Annotated in this window: 12 protein-coding genes and 1 pseudogene; 7 read left to right on the forward strand and 6 right to left on the reverse strand. The window is 70.7% G+C overall.

Annotation, left to right across the window (positions count from 1 at the left end; translation table 11 throughout):
* Positions 1 to 102: 102 nt before the first annotated feature.
* The 4 genes and pseudogenes from M3Q23_05545 to dnaK form a co-directional block, all read right to left on the reverse strand.
* Positions 103 to 249 (reverse strand): annotated as a pseudogene (locus tag M3Q23_05545) (MerR family transcriptional regulator).
* Positions 250 to 357: 108 nt separating this feature from the next.
* Positions 358 to 1,530, reverse strand: coding sequence for a molecular chaperone DnaJ (gene dnaJ / locus M3Q23_05550; protein ID MDP9341567.1), 1,173 nt, complete (start codon positions 1,528 to 1,530; stop codon positions 358 to 360).
* A 16-nt stretch (positions 1,531 to 1,546) separates the two neighbouring features.
* Positions 1,547 to 2,167, reverse strand: a complete 621-nt coding sequence (locus M3Q23_05555) for a nucleotide exchange factor GrpE (protein ID MDP9341568.1) — start codon at positions 2,165 to 2,167, stop codon at positions 1,547 to 1,549.
* Complete coding sequence (gene dnaK, locus M3Q23_05560) at positions 2,164 to 4,059, reverse strand: molecular chaperone DnaK (protein MDP9341569.1); 1,896 nt, start codon at positions 4,057 to 4,059, stop codon at positions 2,164 to 2,166. The genes M3Q23_05555 and dnaK overlap by 4 nt, the downstream gene beginning before the upstream one ends.
* Positions 4,060 to 4,196: 137 nt before the next feature.
* Between dnaK and M3Q23_05565 the strand changes: the two genes are divergently transcribed.
* Positions 4,197 to 4,514: a hypothetical protein gene (locus M3Q23_05565; GenBank protein MDP9341570.1), complete on the forward strand. Its 318-nt coding sequence runs from the start codon at positions 4,197 to 4,199 to the stop codon at positions 4,512 to 4,514.
* Positions 4,515 to 4,524: 10 nt separating this feature from the next.
* On the opposite strand, the gene M3Q23_05570 is transcribed toward M3Q23_05565, so the two are convergent.
* Both M3Q23_05570 and M3Q23_05575 read right to left on the reverse strand, forming a co-directional pair.
* Positions 4,525 to 5,139 (reverse strand): hypothetical protein, encoded by a 615-nt coding sequence (locus M3Q23_05570; GenBank protein ID MDP9341571.1) that lies wholly within the window; start codon positions 5,137 to 5,139, stop codon positions 4,525 to 4,527.
* Between the two features lie 325 nt (positions 5,140 to 5,464).
* On the reverse strand, positions 5,465 to 5,989 hold the full coding sequence (locus M3Q23_05575; GenBank protein MDP9341572.1) for a hypothetical protein: 525 nt from the start codon (positions 5,987 to 5,989) through the stop codon (positions 5,465 to 5,467).
* A gap of 150 nt (positions 5,990 to 6,139) precedes the next feature.
* Between M3Q23_05575 and M3Q23_05580 the strand changes: the two genes are divergently transcribed.
* The 6 genes from M3Q23_05580 (at position 6,140) to M3Q23_05605 (ending at position 16,941) form a co-directional block, all read left to right on the forward strand.
* A complete protein-coding gene (locus M3Q23_05580) occupies positions 6,140 to 7,243 on the forward strand; it encodes a zinc-binding dehydrogenase (GenBank protein MDP9341573.1) in 1,104 nt (367 codons plus the stop codon).
* A gap of 5 nt (positions 7,244 to 7,248) precedes the next feature.
* A complete protein-coding gene (locus tag M3Q23_05585) occupies positions 7,249 to 8,406 on the forward strand; it encodes an acyl-CoA/acyl-ACP dehydrogenase (protein MDP9341574.1) in 1,158 nt (385 codons plus the stop codon).
* A gap of 118 nt (positions 8,407 to 8,524) precedes the next feature.
* Positions 8,525 to 10,567, forward strand: a complete 2,043-nt coding sequence (locus M3Q23_05590) for a (Fe-S)-binding protein (GenBank protein MDP9341575.1) — start codon at positions 8,525 to 8,527, stop codon at positions 10,565 to 10,567.
* A gap of 508 nt (positions 10,568 to 11,075) precedes the next feature.
* A complete protein-coding gene (locus M3Q23_05595; protein MDP9341576.1) occupies positions 11,076 to 12,962 on the forward strand; it encodes a sensor histidine kinase in 1,887 nt (628 codons plus the stop codon).
* Complete coding sequence (locus M3Q23_05600; protein MDP9341577.1) at positions 12,959 to 13,666, forward strand: response regulator transcription factor; 708 nt, start codon at positions 12,959 to 12,961, stop codon at positions 13,664 to 13,666. The genes M3Q23_05595 and M3Q23_05600 overlap by 4 nt, the downstream gene beginning before the upstream one ends.
* A 65-nt stretch (positions 13,667 to 13,731) precedes the next feature.
* On the forward strand, positions 13,732 to 16,941 hold the full coding sequence (locus tag M3Q23_05605) for a HEAT repeat domain-containing protein (GenBank protein MDP9341578.1): 3,210 nt from the start codon (positions 13,732 to 13,734) through the stop codon (positions 16,939 to 16,941).
* Positions 16,942 to 17,010 lie beyond the last annotated feature (69 nt).

Genomic DNA, 17,010 nt, shown 5'->3' on the forward strand with positions numbered 1-17,010 from the left:
GAGCTCGTCGCCCAGAAGGCGGCGGGTCCGGTCCAGCTCGCGGGCCGTGGCCTCCAGCTGGCGACGGGTCCGCTCGAGCTGGTTCTGGAGCTCCACGATCATCTTCACGCCGGCCAGGTTGATGCCCTCGTCCTGGGTCAGGCGCTGGATGGTCCGCAGCCGGGCGATGTCGCGCTCGGAGTACCGCCGGGTGTTGCCGGCGGTCCGGGAGGGCCGGAGCAGGCCCCGGCGCTCGTAGATGCGAAGGGTCTGCGGATGCACCCCGGCCAGCTCCGCCGCGACGCTGATGATGTACACGCCGAGGTCGTCCGGACGGCTGTGGTCACTCCGCTTGGCCATCTCTCCTCCTCGAGGCGCTCACCGTTCCACTCCCAGACGGGCTCGCGGCGACTCCTTCTGCGCGTCCTGGAGCTTCCGCAGCAGGTCCTTCTCCTCCCGGGACAGCTTCTGGGGGACGTCGACGCGAATCGTCACCAGGAGGTCGCCGTGCCCGCCGCGCTTGGGCGCTCCCTTGCCCCGGATCCGGAACGTCTTCCCGGCCGTGGTCCCCGACGGGATCTTCAGGGTGACCGGGCCGTTCAGGGTGGGGACCTCGACGTGCGCGCCGAGGGCCGCCTCCGGGAACGTGACCGGAAGCTCGAGGGTGAGGTCCGGCCCTTTCCGCCCGAAGAGCTGGTGGGGCGCCACCCGCACCACCACGTACAGGTCGCCCGGCGGCCCGCCCGCCCGTCCGGCCTCGCCCCGACCGGACAGCCGGATCCGCGCCCCGTCCTGCACCCCGGCCGGGATCTTCACGGAGAACTGGCGGGTCTTCTGCTCCAGGCCGGACCCCTGGCACGTGTGGCAGGGGTGCTCGACGACCCGTCCCGTTCCCCCGCAGCGGGGACAGGTCTGGGCCATCTGGAAGAACCCCTGGTTCACGGAGACCTGCCCGGAACCGCCGCACTGCGGACAGGTGACCGCCGAGGTCCCGGGCTCGGCGCCGGACCCGCCGCACGTCGGGCACGGCACGGGTCCCCGGATCTTGACCGGGACCGTGGTGCCCTCCATGGCGTCCTCGAACGAGATCCGGACCTCGGTCTGGAGGTCGGTCCCGGCCGAGGGCTGCCGGCCGCCCCGGCCCCGTCCCCGCCCGCCGGTGAACACGCTGAACAGGTCCCCGAGGTCGCCGATGCCCTCGGCGCCGAACGGGAACCCCTCCACGTGGACCCGCTGGCCACCCGGGCCCCCGAATCCGCCGAAGCCGCCCGAGCCACCGGGACCTCCCGCGCCGCCGTACCCGGAGCCGGCCATCTGCCGGACCTGGTCGTACTGCTTACGCTTGGCCTCGTCGCCCAAGACGTCGTAGGCGACGGAGATCTCCTTGAAGCGCTCCTCCGCCTCCTTGTTCCCGGAGTTGGCGTCCGGGTGGTGCTTCTGGGCCAGCTTCCGGTAGGCCTTCTTGATCTCGGCCTGGGAGGCGTTCCGGGGGACGCCCAGGACCTGGTAGTAGTCCTTCTCCAGCCACTCCCGGCGGACGTCCCCGTTCACGGTCTGGGCCTCCGGATCACTTCCGCACGACCTTGACACCGGACGGACGGATGACCCGGCCCTTCAGGGTGTAGCCCTGCCGAAGGACGTCCGCCACCACTGGCTCGCCGTCCTGCTGGCCCGACTGCATCAGCGCCTCGTGGCGCTCGGGGTCGAATGGCTTGCCGTCAGCCTCGATGCGCACGAGCCCCTCGGACCGCAGGATCTCCTGGAGCTTCGCGTACACGAGCTCCACGCCGTGCAGGAACCGGTCGAAGTCCGGCTTCTGCTCCGCCGCCATCAGAGCCAGGTCGAACTCGTCCAGCACCTCGAGGAGCCGCCGCACCAGCGGCTCCGAGGCCATCTCGACGGCCCGGGTCTGCTCCTTCAGAACGCGCTTGCGGTAGTTGTCGAACTCCGCCTTGATCCGCTGGAGGTGCTCCAGGTACTCGGCGGCCTGGCGCTTGGCCTGCTCGAGGTCGTCGGACGGGACGCCCTCGCCCACCCCGAGCACCGGGTCGCCGCCCGCCTGCATGACCGGCGGCCGCTCGTGGCCACCGTGGCCGGCGGGCTCGTCGGCGTGCACGCGGCGCTTGTCGGTCACCTTGACCTTCGGCCGCTCCTCCGGCTCGTCGTGGCGATCGCGCTCGCCCGTCACGACGCACTCCCCTCGTCCACGATCTCGCCCTCCACGACCTCGCCGTCGCCGCCGGACTCGCCGGTCGCGCCGGACTCGCCGCCCGGACCGGCCCCGCCCGCGGCGGCCTGCTGGCCAGCCTCCGCCGACGCCTGCTGGGCCTGGTACATGGCCTGACCGACCTTCTGGAACGACTGCATGGTCGTCTGGGTGGCCGAGCGGATGGCTTCGACGTCGTCGCCCTTCAGGGCCTCCTTCAGGGCGTCGTTCGCCGCCACCAGCTCCTCACGGTCCGAGGACGGGACCTTGTCCCCGTACTCGGTGAGGGCCTTGTCCACCTGGTAGGTGAGCTGGTCGCCGGAGTTGCGGGCCTCGGCGGCCTCGCGACGACTGTGGTCTTCCTCCGCGAACTTCTCGGCGTCGACCATCATCCGGTCGATCTCCTCCTTGGAAAGGGCCGTGCCGCCGGTGATGGTCATGGCCTGCTCCTTGCCGGTGGCGAGGTCCTTGGCCGAGACGTTCACGATGCCGTTGGCGTCGATGTCGAAGGCCACCTCGATCTGCGGCATCCCCCGCGGCGCGGGCGGGATGCCCATGAGGTGGAACTTGCCCAGCGAGCGCACGCCCGGCGAGTACACGGTCTCGCCCTCACCCTGGAGGACGTCGATCTCCACGGTGGTCTGGCTGTCCTCCGCCGTGGTGAAGGTCTCGCTCTTGCGGGTGGGGATGGTGGTGTTGCGCTCGATCAGCTTGGTGAAGATGCCGCCCAGCGTCTGGACGCCGAGCGACAGCGGCGTCACGTCCAGGAGCAGGATGTCCTTGACGTCGCCCTTCAGCACGCCGGCCTGGATGGCCGCGCCGACCGCCACGACCTCGTCGGGGTTCACGCCCTTGTGGGGCTCCTTGCCTCCGGTGAGGCTGCGGACGAGCTCCTGGATCATGGGCATGCGGGTCGACCCGCCCACCAGGATCACGTGGTCGATCTGCGAGACGTCCTTGCCCCAGTCCGCCACGGCCTGCTTGAACGGACCCTTGCACCGCTCCAGGAGGTCCTCCGTCATCCGCTCGAACTCCCCGCGGGTGAGCTTCATCTCCAGGTGCAGCGGGCTCATGGAACCATCCGGCTGCGGCGCCGCCGTCACGAACGGCAGGTTGATGGTGGTCTCGGTGGTCTGGGACAGGTCGATCTTGGCCTTCTCCGCGGCCTCCTTCAGCCGCTGCTGGGCCATGCGGTCCTTGGCCAGGTCGACGTTCTCGCGCTCCTTGAACGTCTTGACCATCCACTCGATGATCCGCTGGTCCCAGTCGTCGCCCCCGAGGTGCGTGTCGCCCGAGGTCGCCTTGACCTCGAACACGCCCTCGCCGATCTCGAGCAGCGACACGTCGAACGTCCCGCCGCCGAGGTCGAACACCAGCACGGTCTGGTCCTGCTGCTTGTCGAGCCCGTAGGCCAGGGCTGCCGCGGTGGGCTCGTTGATGATCCGGAGCACCTCGAGGCCCGCGATCTCGCCGGCCTCCTTGGTGGCCTGGCGCTGCGAGTCGTCGAAGTACGCCGGAACGGTGACGACGGCCTGGGTGACTTTGTCGCCGAGATAGGCCTCCGCGTCCCGCTTCAGCTTCGCCAGGATCTGCGCGGAGATCTCCTGGGGGGTCCACTTCTTCCCGTCGATCTCGAGGGTCCAGTCCTTGCGTCCCATCTCTCGCTTGATGGACCGGATGGTGCGGTCGGGATTGGTGATGGCCTGGCGCTTGGCGACCTCGCCTACCAGGATCTCCCCGCCCTTGGAGTAGCCGACCACGGAGGGCGTGATGCGGTGCCCCTCCGCGTTGGGGATGACCGTCGGCTCCCCGCCCTCCAGCACGGCCACGACGGAGTTGGTCGTGCCGAGGTCGATTCCCACAGCTCTAGCCATTGAACGTGCCTCCTGACTTGGAGTTTCCTTAGCTGAAGAAAAGGATAAAGATTGAGTGTCTTAGTGTCAAGGTTCAGAGGCGATCCGTGACGGGTGCAGCCACCGTACATCCTTGCGTGAGGACTCCGCCCAGAGGGTTGGCCCTGGCTGTCGGCGTGGTCAATTTCGTGCTGGCCGGAGCGCTGGTCGGGCTGTCCCTCGGATCGCTCCGGAGGTCGTTCGGGCGGGCCACCGGCCTGTGGCACCCGTGCCTGCCGGGGAGTTCAGGTCATGGCGCCGAGCGATGGTCACCGCTCCTGCTGGCCGTGGTCGCGGTGCCGGTCATCGTCGGCGTGCTCGTGGCCGCCACCGGTTCCCCAGGACGACTCCGCGGACTCGCCGTGGCGGGCACGGCCGTCCTCGTCGTCGTGGCCCTCGCGCTCGTGGCGATCCCGACGGCCACCTGCGTCACCTGATCCGGCGTGGTCAGAGACCGGCCATGCCGATCCGGCCCGGACAGGTGTGGAACGGGGTCCCTCCCAGCTCCGCGAAGTGCCCGAGCCTGGAGTCCTGCACCACCAGGTGACGTTTCCTGAAGAGGACGAACCGCTGACCCTCCAGTCGGAAGAACGCTCGCGTGACGTCGTACGTGGCCGTGGCACCCCGCCCCTGGTAGCTGGTCTGGACCACCGTCCGCGGAGCTCCGCTGATGCAGCCAGTCGCGTCTCCGTACTCGGCCGACTGGGGAAACCAGATGTTCCCGGTGTATCGGGAGTCCCACCGCTCACCCTCGAAGGCCAGCCGGCGGATCGAGGAGCCCCGGACCATGTACAGGGTTCCGTGGCTCCCCGAAGCTCCCAAACCGAGCCGCACGTAGATCAGCCGGCCCCGCTCGCCCGGGAGGTGGAACATGCCTTCCGGAGCCAGGAACATCTCGTAATCATCCCGGGCCGTGCTGTTCCGAGGCGGAGTCGGAAGCTGCGTCGTGAACCGGCCCCGGGAGGTCCGGACCGACAGCCAGTACCGGCACGCCCGGTTGGTGGGCCGGCGGGCGTGGACGGTGACCTGATCGACGCTTCCGTCGCCGTCCACATCCCCCATGAGCGGCCCCGAACCATGTCGCCGGGGATGAGGATGTCCCCCGAGAAATCCAGAAAGCACGAATGGGCCGAGTGACCCCGGTACCGCCTGACCATCGCCACCAGGTCCGGACGAATCCGATCCTGCCCGGGCCGCACCCGGTCCGCGGCTCGAACTCGCGCCGGCGCATTGGCCGCGGCTCGGGAGGACCGGGTGGTGACGCTGCCCCGAGCCGCGGGGCCGGCTCTCCCCGTCGCTGCCAGGAGCACGGCCGCAACAACGAGGAACGCGGCGGGACGTCGGGCGAGCACGAGCGCACTTTAGAGGTCGAGAGCTGGCCGGTCCATCAAAAGGAAATGGACCGGATCATGCGGGTCGCGGCGTCGAGGTCACTACGGTGGTCCCAGGCATCCGTGCCGATCTTGAGGGTGGCGAGGAAGACCTGCTCTCCGGGCCCGGCCTGGAACCAGATCGTAGCCATCGAAGGGTCGTCCGCAGTGGAGCTTCCCTGAAGCCACCCCGCTGGGTAGGACAGGGGCGGCGAGGCGATGGGGCCCTGTCTGGCCACCTTGGAGTCCTGGTCCGTGCCGATGACGAGCGCGATCCCGCGTGCCGGGAGGACCAGCCCGTTCGCTTGGATCGGGAACCCGGACCGGACGATGGGGGGCGGGAGCCGGAAGTTGGAGATCTGCGCCCCGGCCGCCTTCACTCCGCCGGTTGACGAACTGAAGGGGACCACCCGCCAACCCGGCTCGACCTGGATCGACCACCCTGCGGGGTCGCGATAGATGCCGCCAGATGTCCCGGACGGCAACGGGGTGGGACCGCCTCCGCCCGTACAGGACGCCAGGGCAATCACGGAGAGGAGCATCAGGAGTCCCTTCCTGATGCCACGGAGGGCTTCGGGCCCGGACATCCACACCCAGGGTATCCCTGGTTGGGCCTCGATCGGGGCCACAACCAGCGTCATGTACAGTCGGGCCGCTGGTCGGTGTCGACCGATCCACTGTCTGGAGGTGGAGTGGAAGGGACGCTCGCCGCGTTCGCGGGACCCGGACGTCCGTTCGAGCTTCGATACCGGGACGTTCCTCCGCCCAAGCCTGGCGGGATGGTGGTGCGCGTGCTCCAGGCCAATATCTGCGGCAGCGACCTGCACTTCTGGCAGGGGCACATCGACTTGGTCGCCCTGGGGCGAGCCATGCCCGTGGTCCTGGGCCACGAAGCGGTGGGCGTGGTGGAGGCCCTCGGTGACGGCGTCGAGACGGATGCCGACGGCCTGCCTCTGTCGGTGGGCGACCGGGTCGCGTGGAGGTACTTCCTCCCCTGCGGTCGCTGCCGCAACTGCGCCGCGGGTCGGAGCCGGGCCTGCCAGCGCAACCACCACTTCCTGTCCCAGGGGCAGTCCGCCAGCGAGCCGCCGTTCTTCGTGGGCCCCCTGGCCACCCACCACCATCTTCCCCCCGGACAGATCGTCTACCGGGTCCCGGATCGTCTGTCCGACGCCGTGGCCGCAGCCGCGAACTGCGCCGTGGCCCAGGCCATCCAGGGCCTGGACGCGGCGGGTCTTCGGGTGGGCGAGACCGTGGTCGTCCAGGGCGCCGGCGGCCTGGGGCTGTTCGCCTGCGCGGTGGCGAAGGCCATGGGCGCCGCACGGGTCATCGCCCTGGACGCCGTGGCCTCGCGCCTCGAGCTCGCCGCGGCCTTCGGCGCCGACGTCACCCTGGACCTGAACGAGCTGCCCGATGCGCGCTCACGCGTACGAGCCGTTCGGAAGGAGACCGACGGGGGCGCCGACGTCGTCTGCGAGTTCGTCGGGCACCCCGACGCCGTGGCCGAGGGGATCGGGATGGTCCGGCCGGGCGGCCGCTACCTGGAGTGCGGCTGCGTCCATGCCGGGGCCTCGTTCGACTTCGATCCGTCCCAGGTCACGCTGCTGAGCCGGACCATCATCGGCTTGATCTGCTACGAGCCGTGGGCGCTCCGGGAGGCTCTGGCCTTCCTGGACCGCACCGACGGTCCGTGGGACCGGCTGACCCCGACCGTCTACCCGCTCGCGGCCGTGGACGAGGCATTCGCCGACGCCGCGGCGCGGCGCGTTCCCCGCGCCGCGGTGGCACCCGGGTAGCGACTGTGGACTTCTCCACGCCGCGCGAGCTCGTCGATATCCGCGCGGCCGTCCGGGAGGCCTGCCAGGCGTTCCCGCCCGCCTACTGGCGGGAGCTGGAGCCAGACCGCTATCCGGAGGAGTTCGTCCGGGCCATGACCGCCGCCGGCTGGCTCGCCTGCCTGATCCCCGCCGAGTACGGCGGCGCCGGACTGGGGGTGACCGAGGCCAGCGCGATCCTAGAGGAGATCAACGCGTCCGGCGGCAACGGGGCGGCCTGCCACGCGCAGATGTACGTGATGGGCACGATCCTGCGGCACGGATCCGACGACCAGAAGCGTCGGTACCTCCCTTCCCTGGCCGACGGGTCGCTCCGGCTGCAGGCCTTCGGCATCACCGAGCCCACCGCGGGCTCGGACACGACCAGGATCGAGACCACGGCCGAGCGGACCGCCGACGGGTACCGCATCCGGGGGCAGAAGGTGTTCACGTCCCGGGCCCTCCAGTCCGACCTGATGCTCCTGCTGGCAAGGACGACGCGCATGGAAGAGGTGGAGCGGCCCACCGACGGCCTCTCCGTGTTCCTGGTGGACCTTCGGGAGGCGGGTGACCGGGTGGCGATCCGGCCCCTGCCCACCATGATGAATTCCGCGACTACCGAGGTGTTCATCGACGGCCTCGCGGTTCCGCCCGACGCGCTGATCGGCGAGGAGGGCGGCGGATGGCGCTGCATCCTGGACGCCATGAACGCCGAGCGGATCCTGATCGCCTCGGAGTGCATTGGCGACGGGCGGTGGTTCGTGGACAAGGCGGCCCGGTACGCCACCGAGCGCGCCGTCTTCGGCCGGCCCATCGGCGCGAATCAGGGCGTGCAGTTCCCGATCGCTCGGGCCCACGCCGCGGTGGAGGCCGCGGCGCTCGTTCGCTCCAGGGCCGCCTGGCTGTTCGACCGGGGCGAGCCCTGCGGCGCGGAGGCGAACATGGCCAAGCTCCTCGCCTCCGAGGCATCCTGGCAGGCGGCCAACGCGTGCCTGGACACCCACGGGGGCTGGGGGTTCGCCCGCGACTACGACGTTGAACGCAAGTTCCGGGAGACCCGCCTGTACTCGATCGCACCGGTCTCCAACAACCTCATCCTGGCCTACGTCGGGCACCACGTGCTGGGCATGCCTCGCTCGTACTGAGGCGCTGCGTTGCATTGGCGCGCCTTCCCTCGACGCGTGTGACGGAACCTACCGGCGGGTAGGATGCGGCGCGGAGCAAGCTGTTCCTAGACTCGCGCGTCCTGAACAGGGAGGCTCGGTGGTTGGCGCCATCTTGATCTCGCTCGCGCTCGCGGCGGCGATCGCGATCTTCGCCCGCCGGACGTTCCTGCTGTATCGGTTGGTGCGGCTGGGGCAGCCGGTGAACCGCTTCGACGATCTCCCGAAGCGCCTGGAGCTGGAGACCACGGTCGTGCTGGGGCAGCGGAAGCTGCTCCAGCGGACCGTCCCCGGGCTGATGCACGCCTTCATCTTCTGGGGGTTCCTGGTCCTTTTGACCACGATCCTCGAGGCCATCGGGCAGATCTACTCCCGGAGATTCGACATCCCGCTGATCGGCGGGAGCGCAGGGCTGAACCTGATCCAGGACCTGTTCGCCGCACTCGTGCTGGTCGGCGTGGCCACGGCCTTCCTCATCCGGAAGGTGCAGCGGCCCGACCGGTTCCAGGGGTCGCATCTGCGCGAGGCCGACTACATCCTGCTGTGGATCGCGGGCATCATCTTCACGCTGTTCGGGATCAAGTCGACAGCCATCGCCATCGCGGGAGGCGGCGGCTCCAATCAGTCCTGGTACTTCATCTCCAATCCGCTCTCACACCTGTGGACGGGCCTGGGCCCGCACGCGCTCTCCAGCCTGAACTACGCGTTCCTGTGGGCGCACGTCACCCTGATCCTGGCGTTCCTGGTCTACATCCCGTACTCCAAGCACCTCCACATCATCACCAGCGAGTTCAACGTCTTCTTCTCCAACACCAAGGCCCGGGGGAAGCTCCGGCCGTTGAAGATCGACATGGAGGCGTTGGAGACCTCCGACGAGATACCGACGCTCGGCGCCGCCACGCTGGAGGACCTCACCTGGAAGGAGGCGCTGGACCTCTACGCGTGCACGGAGTGCGGCCGGTGCCAGAGCGTCTGCCCCGCCTGGAACACGGGGAAGCCGCTCTCGCCGAAGCTGCTGATCATGAACCTCCGGGACCACCTGTTCGACCAGGGACCGAAGATCCTGGCGGCGCGGAAGGCCGGCCAGGACTACGAGAAGGCGCCCCTGAACCCCGACGTGGTCGACGACGAGGTGGTGTGGTCCTGCGTCACCTGCGGTGCGTGCATGCAGGAATGCCCGGTGAACATCGAGCATGTCGACCACATCGTCGACATGCGCCGGAACCTGGTGATGGCGGAGTCGCGGTTCCCGGCCGAGGCCGGGACCCTGCTCAGGAACCTGGAGAACGCCAGCAACCCCTGGGGCATGACGCAGGGCACCAGGGGCGACTGGGCGAAGGATCTCGACGTGCCAACCTGGGAGGGGAACGGCCAGGCGCCCGAGTACCTGTACTGGGTGGGGTGCGCGGGCTCGTTCGACGACCGGGCCCGGAAGATCTCGCAGGCCGTGGCGCGGGTGCTCCAGAAGGCGGGCGTGTCCTTCGCCATCCTGGGGCCGGAGGAGCTGTGCAACGGCGACCCGGCCCGGCGGATCGGGAACGAGTACCTGTTCCAGACCCTCGCGGAACAGAACGTCGAGACGCTGAACTCGAAGGGCGTGAAGAAGATCGTGGTGAACTGCCCCCACTGCTTCAACACGCTCCGCAACGAGTACCCCGACTACGGCGGCACGTACGAGGTGATCCACCACACCCAGCTGTTCGCCCGGCTCATCGACGAGGGCCGGCTGAAGCCGACCGAGGACGTCGAGGGCCTCATGACGTACCACGACCCCTGCTACCTGGGGCGGCACAACGGCGTGTACGGCGAGCCCCGGCGCGTCCTCGACGCCATTCCCGGCCTGGAGACGGTCGAGATGCCTCGCCACGAGGAGCGCGCGTTCTGCTGCGGAGCCGGAGGTTCCCGGATGTGGCTGGAGGAGCATCTCGGCAAGCGCATCAACCGGGAGCGGACCGAGGAGGCCATCTCCACCGGCGCCAAGCGCCTCGGGGTGGCCTGCCCCTACTGCCTGATCATGCTGGACGACGGGTCCAGGGACAAGGGCGGAGCCATCGAGGTGCTGGACGTGGCGCAGGTGGTGGCGCGCTCGATCGGCGTCGACGGGGGCCCCCGCCCGGCCCCGGAGTCCCCCGCCCAACCCTGAGGGTCCGCCGCTCGCCCTCCGCCACACGACCGTCCGGCCCGGGCGCCCCTCCGCCTGCGGCCACGCCCCTCCCGGACGGCCGAGGCCATGTGCTCAAGCCTCCAAGTGGAACGGCCGAAGAAGAGGCTAGGCCAAATGGGTGGAGTCCCTGTGAGCGAAGACAACCTGGGGTCGGCAGACGCCAGAGGCGTCCGGAGGACCAAGGGCGTACTCCGGCACTGTGCCGTGGACCCGTTCCGGAGGCCCCGCCGCCTCCCAGATTTCGGTTGTGCGTTGCTTGCTCCCCCCCCGGTGGCCGGGACTAGAATGTCCGGCTACGCCCAGTTCACCGCTTTCTTCACCGTTCCGGCAGAGCCGGGAGCACGGGCTGGGGCACTGAGTCACTCCGGCAGCAGCCGGGGTGGCCGGCGCCGGGTGGGGTCGTAGGGGCAGGGGACGCGGTGTCATGCAGCGCGTCGTCGACCCCCCCAACAGGGCTCATGTTTCCGAGGACCGGAGGAAGACCGACGTGAACGAACCGGCGGCCATTCATGCTGCCTCCCCCGTCGCGGAGGAGTGCAGACGCCTGGCAGAGCTGTTGCGCCTCGATGTCGTCGGCGTCGCCACGACCTCGGGCGGCGAGCGCAAGCTTGCGCTGTGGACGGACCCCAACGGTCCGCCCGTGCCGGCGCGCGTCGACGACGTCCTGGAAGGCCCCGTGGACGGGTGGATCGTGTGCCGGCTGCCCGGCGGGGACTCCGCGGTGTTCGCCAGGACCACGGATGCCTCCCCGGAACGGGCGGTCGACGTCCTTCGGGCCGTCGGGCCCTCGCTCGCGGCGGAGGTCGCGGAGAACGGGACACCCGCAGACCACAACATGGCGGTGGCCCCCCAACCGGAGACGCTCCCGGCCGCCGAGGTCCGCCGACGCAGCCTGGCGGAGCTCCTCGGACTGGTCCGCAGCCAGACGGGCTTCGACACCGTCAGCCTGTTCGAGCCGAACGGCTCGGGCTGGCGCATGATCGGCCGGTCCGGTCCCGTTCGGGGATGGCACGCCGTCCTCGATCCCCGGGTGGCCGGAACGACGGCCGGTGACGCCCTGTTCCCCGACGCCGGCGCCGTCCCCGGAACCGGGGAGCGGCTGGCCACGATGGGCTGTGGCTCCATCGGCGTGCTGGCTCTTCCCCACGGGTCCAGGCTCGTGCTGGACTCCGGCGAGCCCCGGGCCCCCCAGCGAGGGTGGGGAGCGTTGTCGCGTGCCCACCTGCAGCAGCTGGGGGCCGTTCTCGCCGGTGACGTCTCAGTTTACGCCGCCCCCCCGACGGAGCTGGATGCGATCGAGCGGGTGACGGACTGGGTCCGGCGAGCCCTCGAGGACCCGGCCACCGACCTCCCGGGGCTGATGGCCGGATTGGCCGCCGCGATGGAGGCCGACGAGATCTGCCACCTGGTGGAGCGAGGCGGCACCGTCGACATCGTGTCGCATCCGGCCACCCAGTGGCCCCGCCGGTTCCCGCAGGAGGTTCGATCCGCGCTTCGAACCCTGGCCGCACCGGAGCCCCTCGAGGAGGCGACGGCCCGCCAGCTCGGCGTGGTGCTCGGGTTGTCCAGCTCTCAGCTGGTGGCGGCGGCCATCGCCGACGGCCCGGCGCTCGAAGCGCTGGTGGCCGGATGGCGAAGCGGCCCGGGGCTCTCGCCGCGCGCGTTGCGCACGGTGCTCCGCCTGACCGGGGCCGCGCGCGCCGTCATCGAGGCCAGGCGGCACGCCGTGGACTCGCTGATGGTTCGGGAGCGGAACCGGTGGGCCTCCGAGATCCACGACGGGCTCACGCAGGTCGTGACCACCGCCGTGCTCGAGCTGGAGGCGATGGGGCAGCGGATCGAGCGCGACCCTCAGGGAGCCATCGAGACGCTCACCGCAACCAAGGCGGAGATCCGCAAGTCGCTCTCGGAGCTCCGCGGAGTGCTCTTCGATCTGTCCCGGGAGGGAGGATCGGGCGGCTCCAGCTCGCTGGAGCCGCTGGCAAAGTACGTGGACGACGTGGTCCAGCGCTGGAGGCTGCCGGCCCGGGTATCGGTGGAGGGAGACCTCCCCGAGGTGCCGCGGCCGGTCCTGGCGGCGGCCTACGTCGTGATCAGGGAGTCGCTCGCCAACGCGGCCAAGCACGCGTCGCCGGCGAGCGTCAGCGTCAAGGTACGAACGACCTCCGACGAAGTTGTCGTGGAGGTCGGGGACACCGGCCGGGGGTTTGTCGCTTTCGATGCGCCGTCACGCGCGCGGGCCCGTGGCCACTTCGGCCTCGACATGATGAAGAGGCGAGTGGCCGAGGTCGGGGGGACGCTGGACATCCAGTCGACCCCCGGCGAGGGCACGCGTGTGGTGGCGCGCCTGCCGGTGCGAGGAGGGGAATCGTGAAAGTCCTGCTGGTCGACGACCACACGCTGGTCCGTCGCGGGCTCGCGTACGTCGTGAAGAACTGCCTTCCGGAAGCCGAGGTCAGGGAGGCCGAGGGGACCGACGAGGCGATCGAGATGCTCAAGATGGAAACCGTCGACGTGGCCCTCGTCGACATACGGATGCCGGGCCGGGACGGCCTGGAACTGCTTCGCGAGATCAAGTCCACCTGGCCCGAGATCGCGGTGATCATCCTCTCGACGTACGACACCGCGAACTACGTGAAAGCCGCGCTGGGCGAGGGCGCCGACGGCTACATGCTGAAGGACGCCAGCCCCGAGGACCTGGACCAGGCCATCCGTGTGGCCATCTCCGGCGGGGGGAACGTCCTGTCGGCCCGGGCCATCCGCAGCTTGTTCGAGGACACCGGGGAACGGCACGAGGTCGACAAGGACAGGTCCCAGCGCCCGGAGAGCCTCACGCAGCGAGAGACCGACATCCTGGCGCATCTGTCCGAGGGGCGGAGCAACCGCGAGATCGCCCGGTCCCTGTTCCTCTCCGAGAAGACGGTGAAGGCCCACCTGGCCGCGGTGTTCCGCAAGCTGGGAGTGGCCAACCGGACCCAGGCGGCGATGGCCGCGGTGAGCATGGGCATCGGCCCACGCCGGTTTGGACCCAACGACGAGGACGAGCCGGCCGAACGCGTCGCCGGCTGGCGAGCATGACCTGAGGTTGGATCGAAGATCACGAAGATCACGAGGATCACGAAGATCGCAAGGAGCGGCCCCCGATGAGTGACAAAGACCAGTCCAAGCGCGGAATCCTGGCCAGCCTGCTCGGCCTGTTCGGCGAGGAAGAGGAGACCGAGGGGAGGCAGACCGGCTTCGAGACCCTGGAAGAGCGCGCCCGAACGGAGGCGAGTTCGCCGGAGCCGTCCGAGCCAGAGGCGCCTCCCGCGCCGCGATACGAGCCGCCCGCCGCCCCCCCCGTGCCGGGTGAGCAGCCGGTGGTCCGGGAGTCCTACGAGCCAGGGTGGTATGCGGTCTCCTCGTCCCAGTGGTCTCCCCCGCAGGACGATCCGCACGTCGAGTCCGAGCCGGAGCCGCCGGCCGAACCCCTGGAGCCCGTGAGGAGATTCGTCCCGGGCGACGTATTCCCGAAGAAGAGCGCATCCGCGACGGCGTCCATCGAGCCGGTGGCCGTCCCGGAGCCGATCGAGCACCCCGTTTCGGCCCAGGTCGAGATGTCGTCCCCGGAAGCCGGCGTCGCGATCCCGGAGCCCGAGGCTCCCCCGGTGGCGACGTTCTCCTACGGGCCTCCGGTCGGAGCGGATGAACACGCTGACTGGGAGGCCGCGGAACCACAGAGGTACGCCGAAGAGCCCAGCCTCGAGATGGCGGAGCCAGCCTTCGAAGCATCGGAGCCGGCGTTCGAGCCATCGGAGCCCGAGCCCCAGGTCAAGGAGCCGGAGCCGGAGCCGGAGCCGGAACCCGAACCCGAACCGCAGCCTGAGCTCGAACAGGCGGAGACCGAGCCCCAGCCGGAGTGGGAGCCCGAGCCGGCGGTGGCAACCCCGGCGCCTGCCCCCGTTTCCGCCGGCCTGTTCTCGCGGGCCGCGTCCGACCGACGCGACGCCCTGCGAGCCCTGGTGGACCGAGGTGTCCAGGACGAGGACGTGGACAGCCTGGCCCGGTTGCTGACCGACCCTGAGCGCGACATCCGGCGCGAGGCCATCGAGGCGCTCACGCAACGGGCCGACCGGGTCGACGCGGCCACCGTCCGCCAGGCCCTGCTCGATCCGACCGACGAGGTCCGAGCCGCCGCGGTTCGCCTGGCTGGGGCCCGGCCGTTCAACGACGTGCCCGAGGTCCTCCCGGTGGTGGCCTCTCGCCACTGGCCGCTGTCCCAGCAGGCGGCGCTGTCCGCGGTCCCCGACCTGGTGGCCCGGGCCGGACCGGACGAGGCCGGCCTGACGTCGCTGCTCGCGGCGGTTGGCGGGATGGACTCGCAACCCGTGGAGGCCGAACGGGCGGGGTTCACGGCCTTGGCCGACGTCATCGGTCCCCGCCGCCTGACCGAGGCCCTGGGCCGCGGTGGAAGCGAAGGACTGGGAGCCGCTCGCCTGCTGGTCGAGGAGGGTTCCACCGAGTCGCTCCGGGCCGTGGCGGCCCGGTCGGACGGCGACGAGGACATGCAGAACGTGGCCCAGATGGCAGCCGACCTGCTGGGCGAAGAGGCACTGCCAGAGCAGGAGGTTCCCATGGAGACGGACACGTCGTTGGAGACGAGGGCGGCCGAGCCGGAGACCACCCCAAATGCGCAGACGGAGATGGTCGCGGGCCTGGCCCGGGCCCTCCACGACCCGGACCAGGTGGTACGAGACCGGGCCCGCGAGGCGCTGGCCGGCCTGGGCCCGGAGATGCTCGAGGGATGGGTGCACGAGGCGCTGGGCGGTCGCGACACCGAGCAGGCGTCGCTGGCCGCGGAGGTGGCCGGTGCGGCGATGATGGCCGGGTTCGCTCCGCAGATCCTGGAGCGTGCGGCTGATCTCGCCCCCGAGGCGCGCGGCCCGTTCGTCCGGGCCCTGTCCAGCTTCGAGCTCAATGCCGCCGGCATGGTGGGGCTGGTCCACTCGGTGGACTCGTCGCGCCGGCCGGAGGCCATCCGGGTGGTGTGGCAGGTGGCTGGGCGCCCCGCCCTGCCCCATTTCCGTGAGCTGCTGGACGATTCCCAGGCTGCCGTGCGGGTGGCCGTGCTGGATGCGTTCGGCGAGTCCGGCGATCCCACCGCCATCGAGGTGGCCGCCGGCATGCTGGAGCGCGACTCCTCGCCGGTGGTCCGGGCCACCGCCATCCAGGTCATCGGGCGGGCGGGCCTCGACCAGCGGGAAGCCGCGCTGGCCCAGGCCCTGACCGACCCCGACCCCGACGTCCGGGCCACGGCGGTCGAGGTGCTGCCCGCCGGCATGGGGGCCCGGGCCGGACAGCTCCTGCTGGACGCGCTCTCCGACCAGGACGAGCGGGTGTGGCGGGCCGCGATCCGGCACCTCGCGTCCCTGCCGGAGCGAGACCGCGCCGTGGCGTGGCTGGCCATCCTGCGGTGCCCCGAGAGCAGGCGGGAGGAGCTCGTGTCCACGCTGGAGCGCAACAGCGCCGAGGCGCTGGCCCTGCTGGCCATGGACCACATGTCCTCGCCCGACGCCGCGGAACGCGCCCTGGCGTTGACCCTGGCCGGCCGGGCCGGGAGGCCGGAGAGCGTTCGTGGCATCGCGGGCGCGCTCCAGGACCCCACGCCGCAGGTCCGCCGGGTCGCCGCTCGGGCTTTGACCTCGGTTCGCTCGAGCGACGCCATCCCGGCACTGGCCCGGGCGCTGTCCGACCCCGACCTGGAGGTCCGGATCGCGTCCGTCCAGGCCCTGTCCATGATCGACGACGACGACGTGCTCGACCCCCTGATCACGGCGCTCAAGGACCCCGAGGTGCGGGTCCGCGAGGTGGCCGGGGAAGCGCTGGTCCGGTGGCGTTCGCCCGCCGTGGCGCGGCGCCTGGCCGTGGCGCTCTCCTCGCCGTCGCTCCGCCGGCCTGTCGGCGAGGTCCTCAAGCGCATGGGGACCGCCGCGGTCGACCCGCTGGTGGACATCCTCCTCGACGACGACAGCGACCTCTCCGCCACCGTGGGCCAGCTCCTCCAGGACCTGGTCGGTCCCGACCCGTTCCTGGACCGGCTGTCGTCCATGGACGCGGACGAGCGCATGCGCGCGGTCGAGGTGCTCGGTGCGCTGGGCGGCGATCGGGCCCTGGAAGGGATGATCCGGACGCTGTCGGACCCCGTGGAGCAGGTCCGGATCCGGGCGGTGACCCTGCTCGGCGAAACGGGATCCCCCCGGGCGTTCGAGGCGGTCAAGCAGACCTTCCTGTCCGACCCCGTGCTCGAGGTGGTCGCGGCGGCCGAGGAGGCCCTGCGGCGGCTCCAGCCGGGCGACGAAGGCGTGTCCCCTTAGGAATCCCCCGGCCGGGGAACCGGCGACAGCCTTAGGGCTGAGTGGGGCCCGTTCGGCCTAGCACTCCGC

The sequence above is a fragment of the Actinomycetota bacterium genome, from assembly GCA_030774015.1.
In the GTDB taxonomy this organism is placed as follows: Bacteria; Actinomycetota; UBA4738; order UBA4738; family JACQTL01; genus JALYLZ01.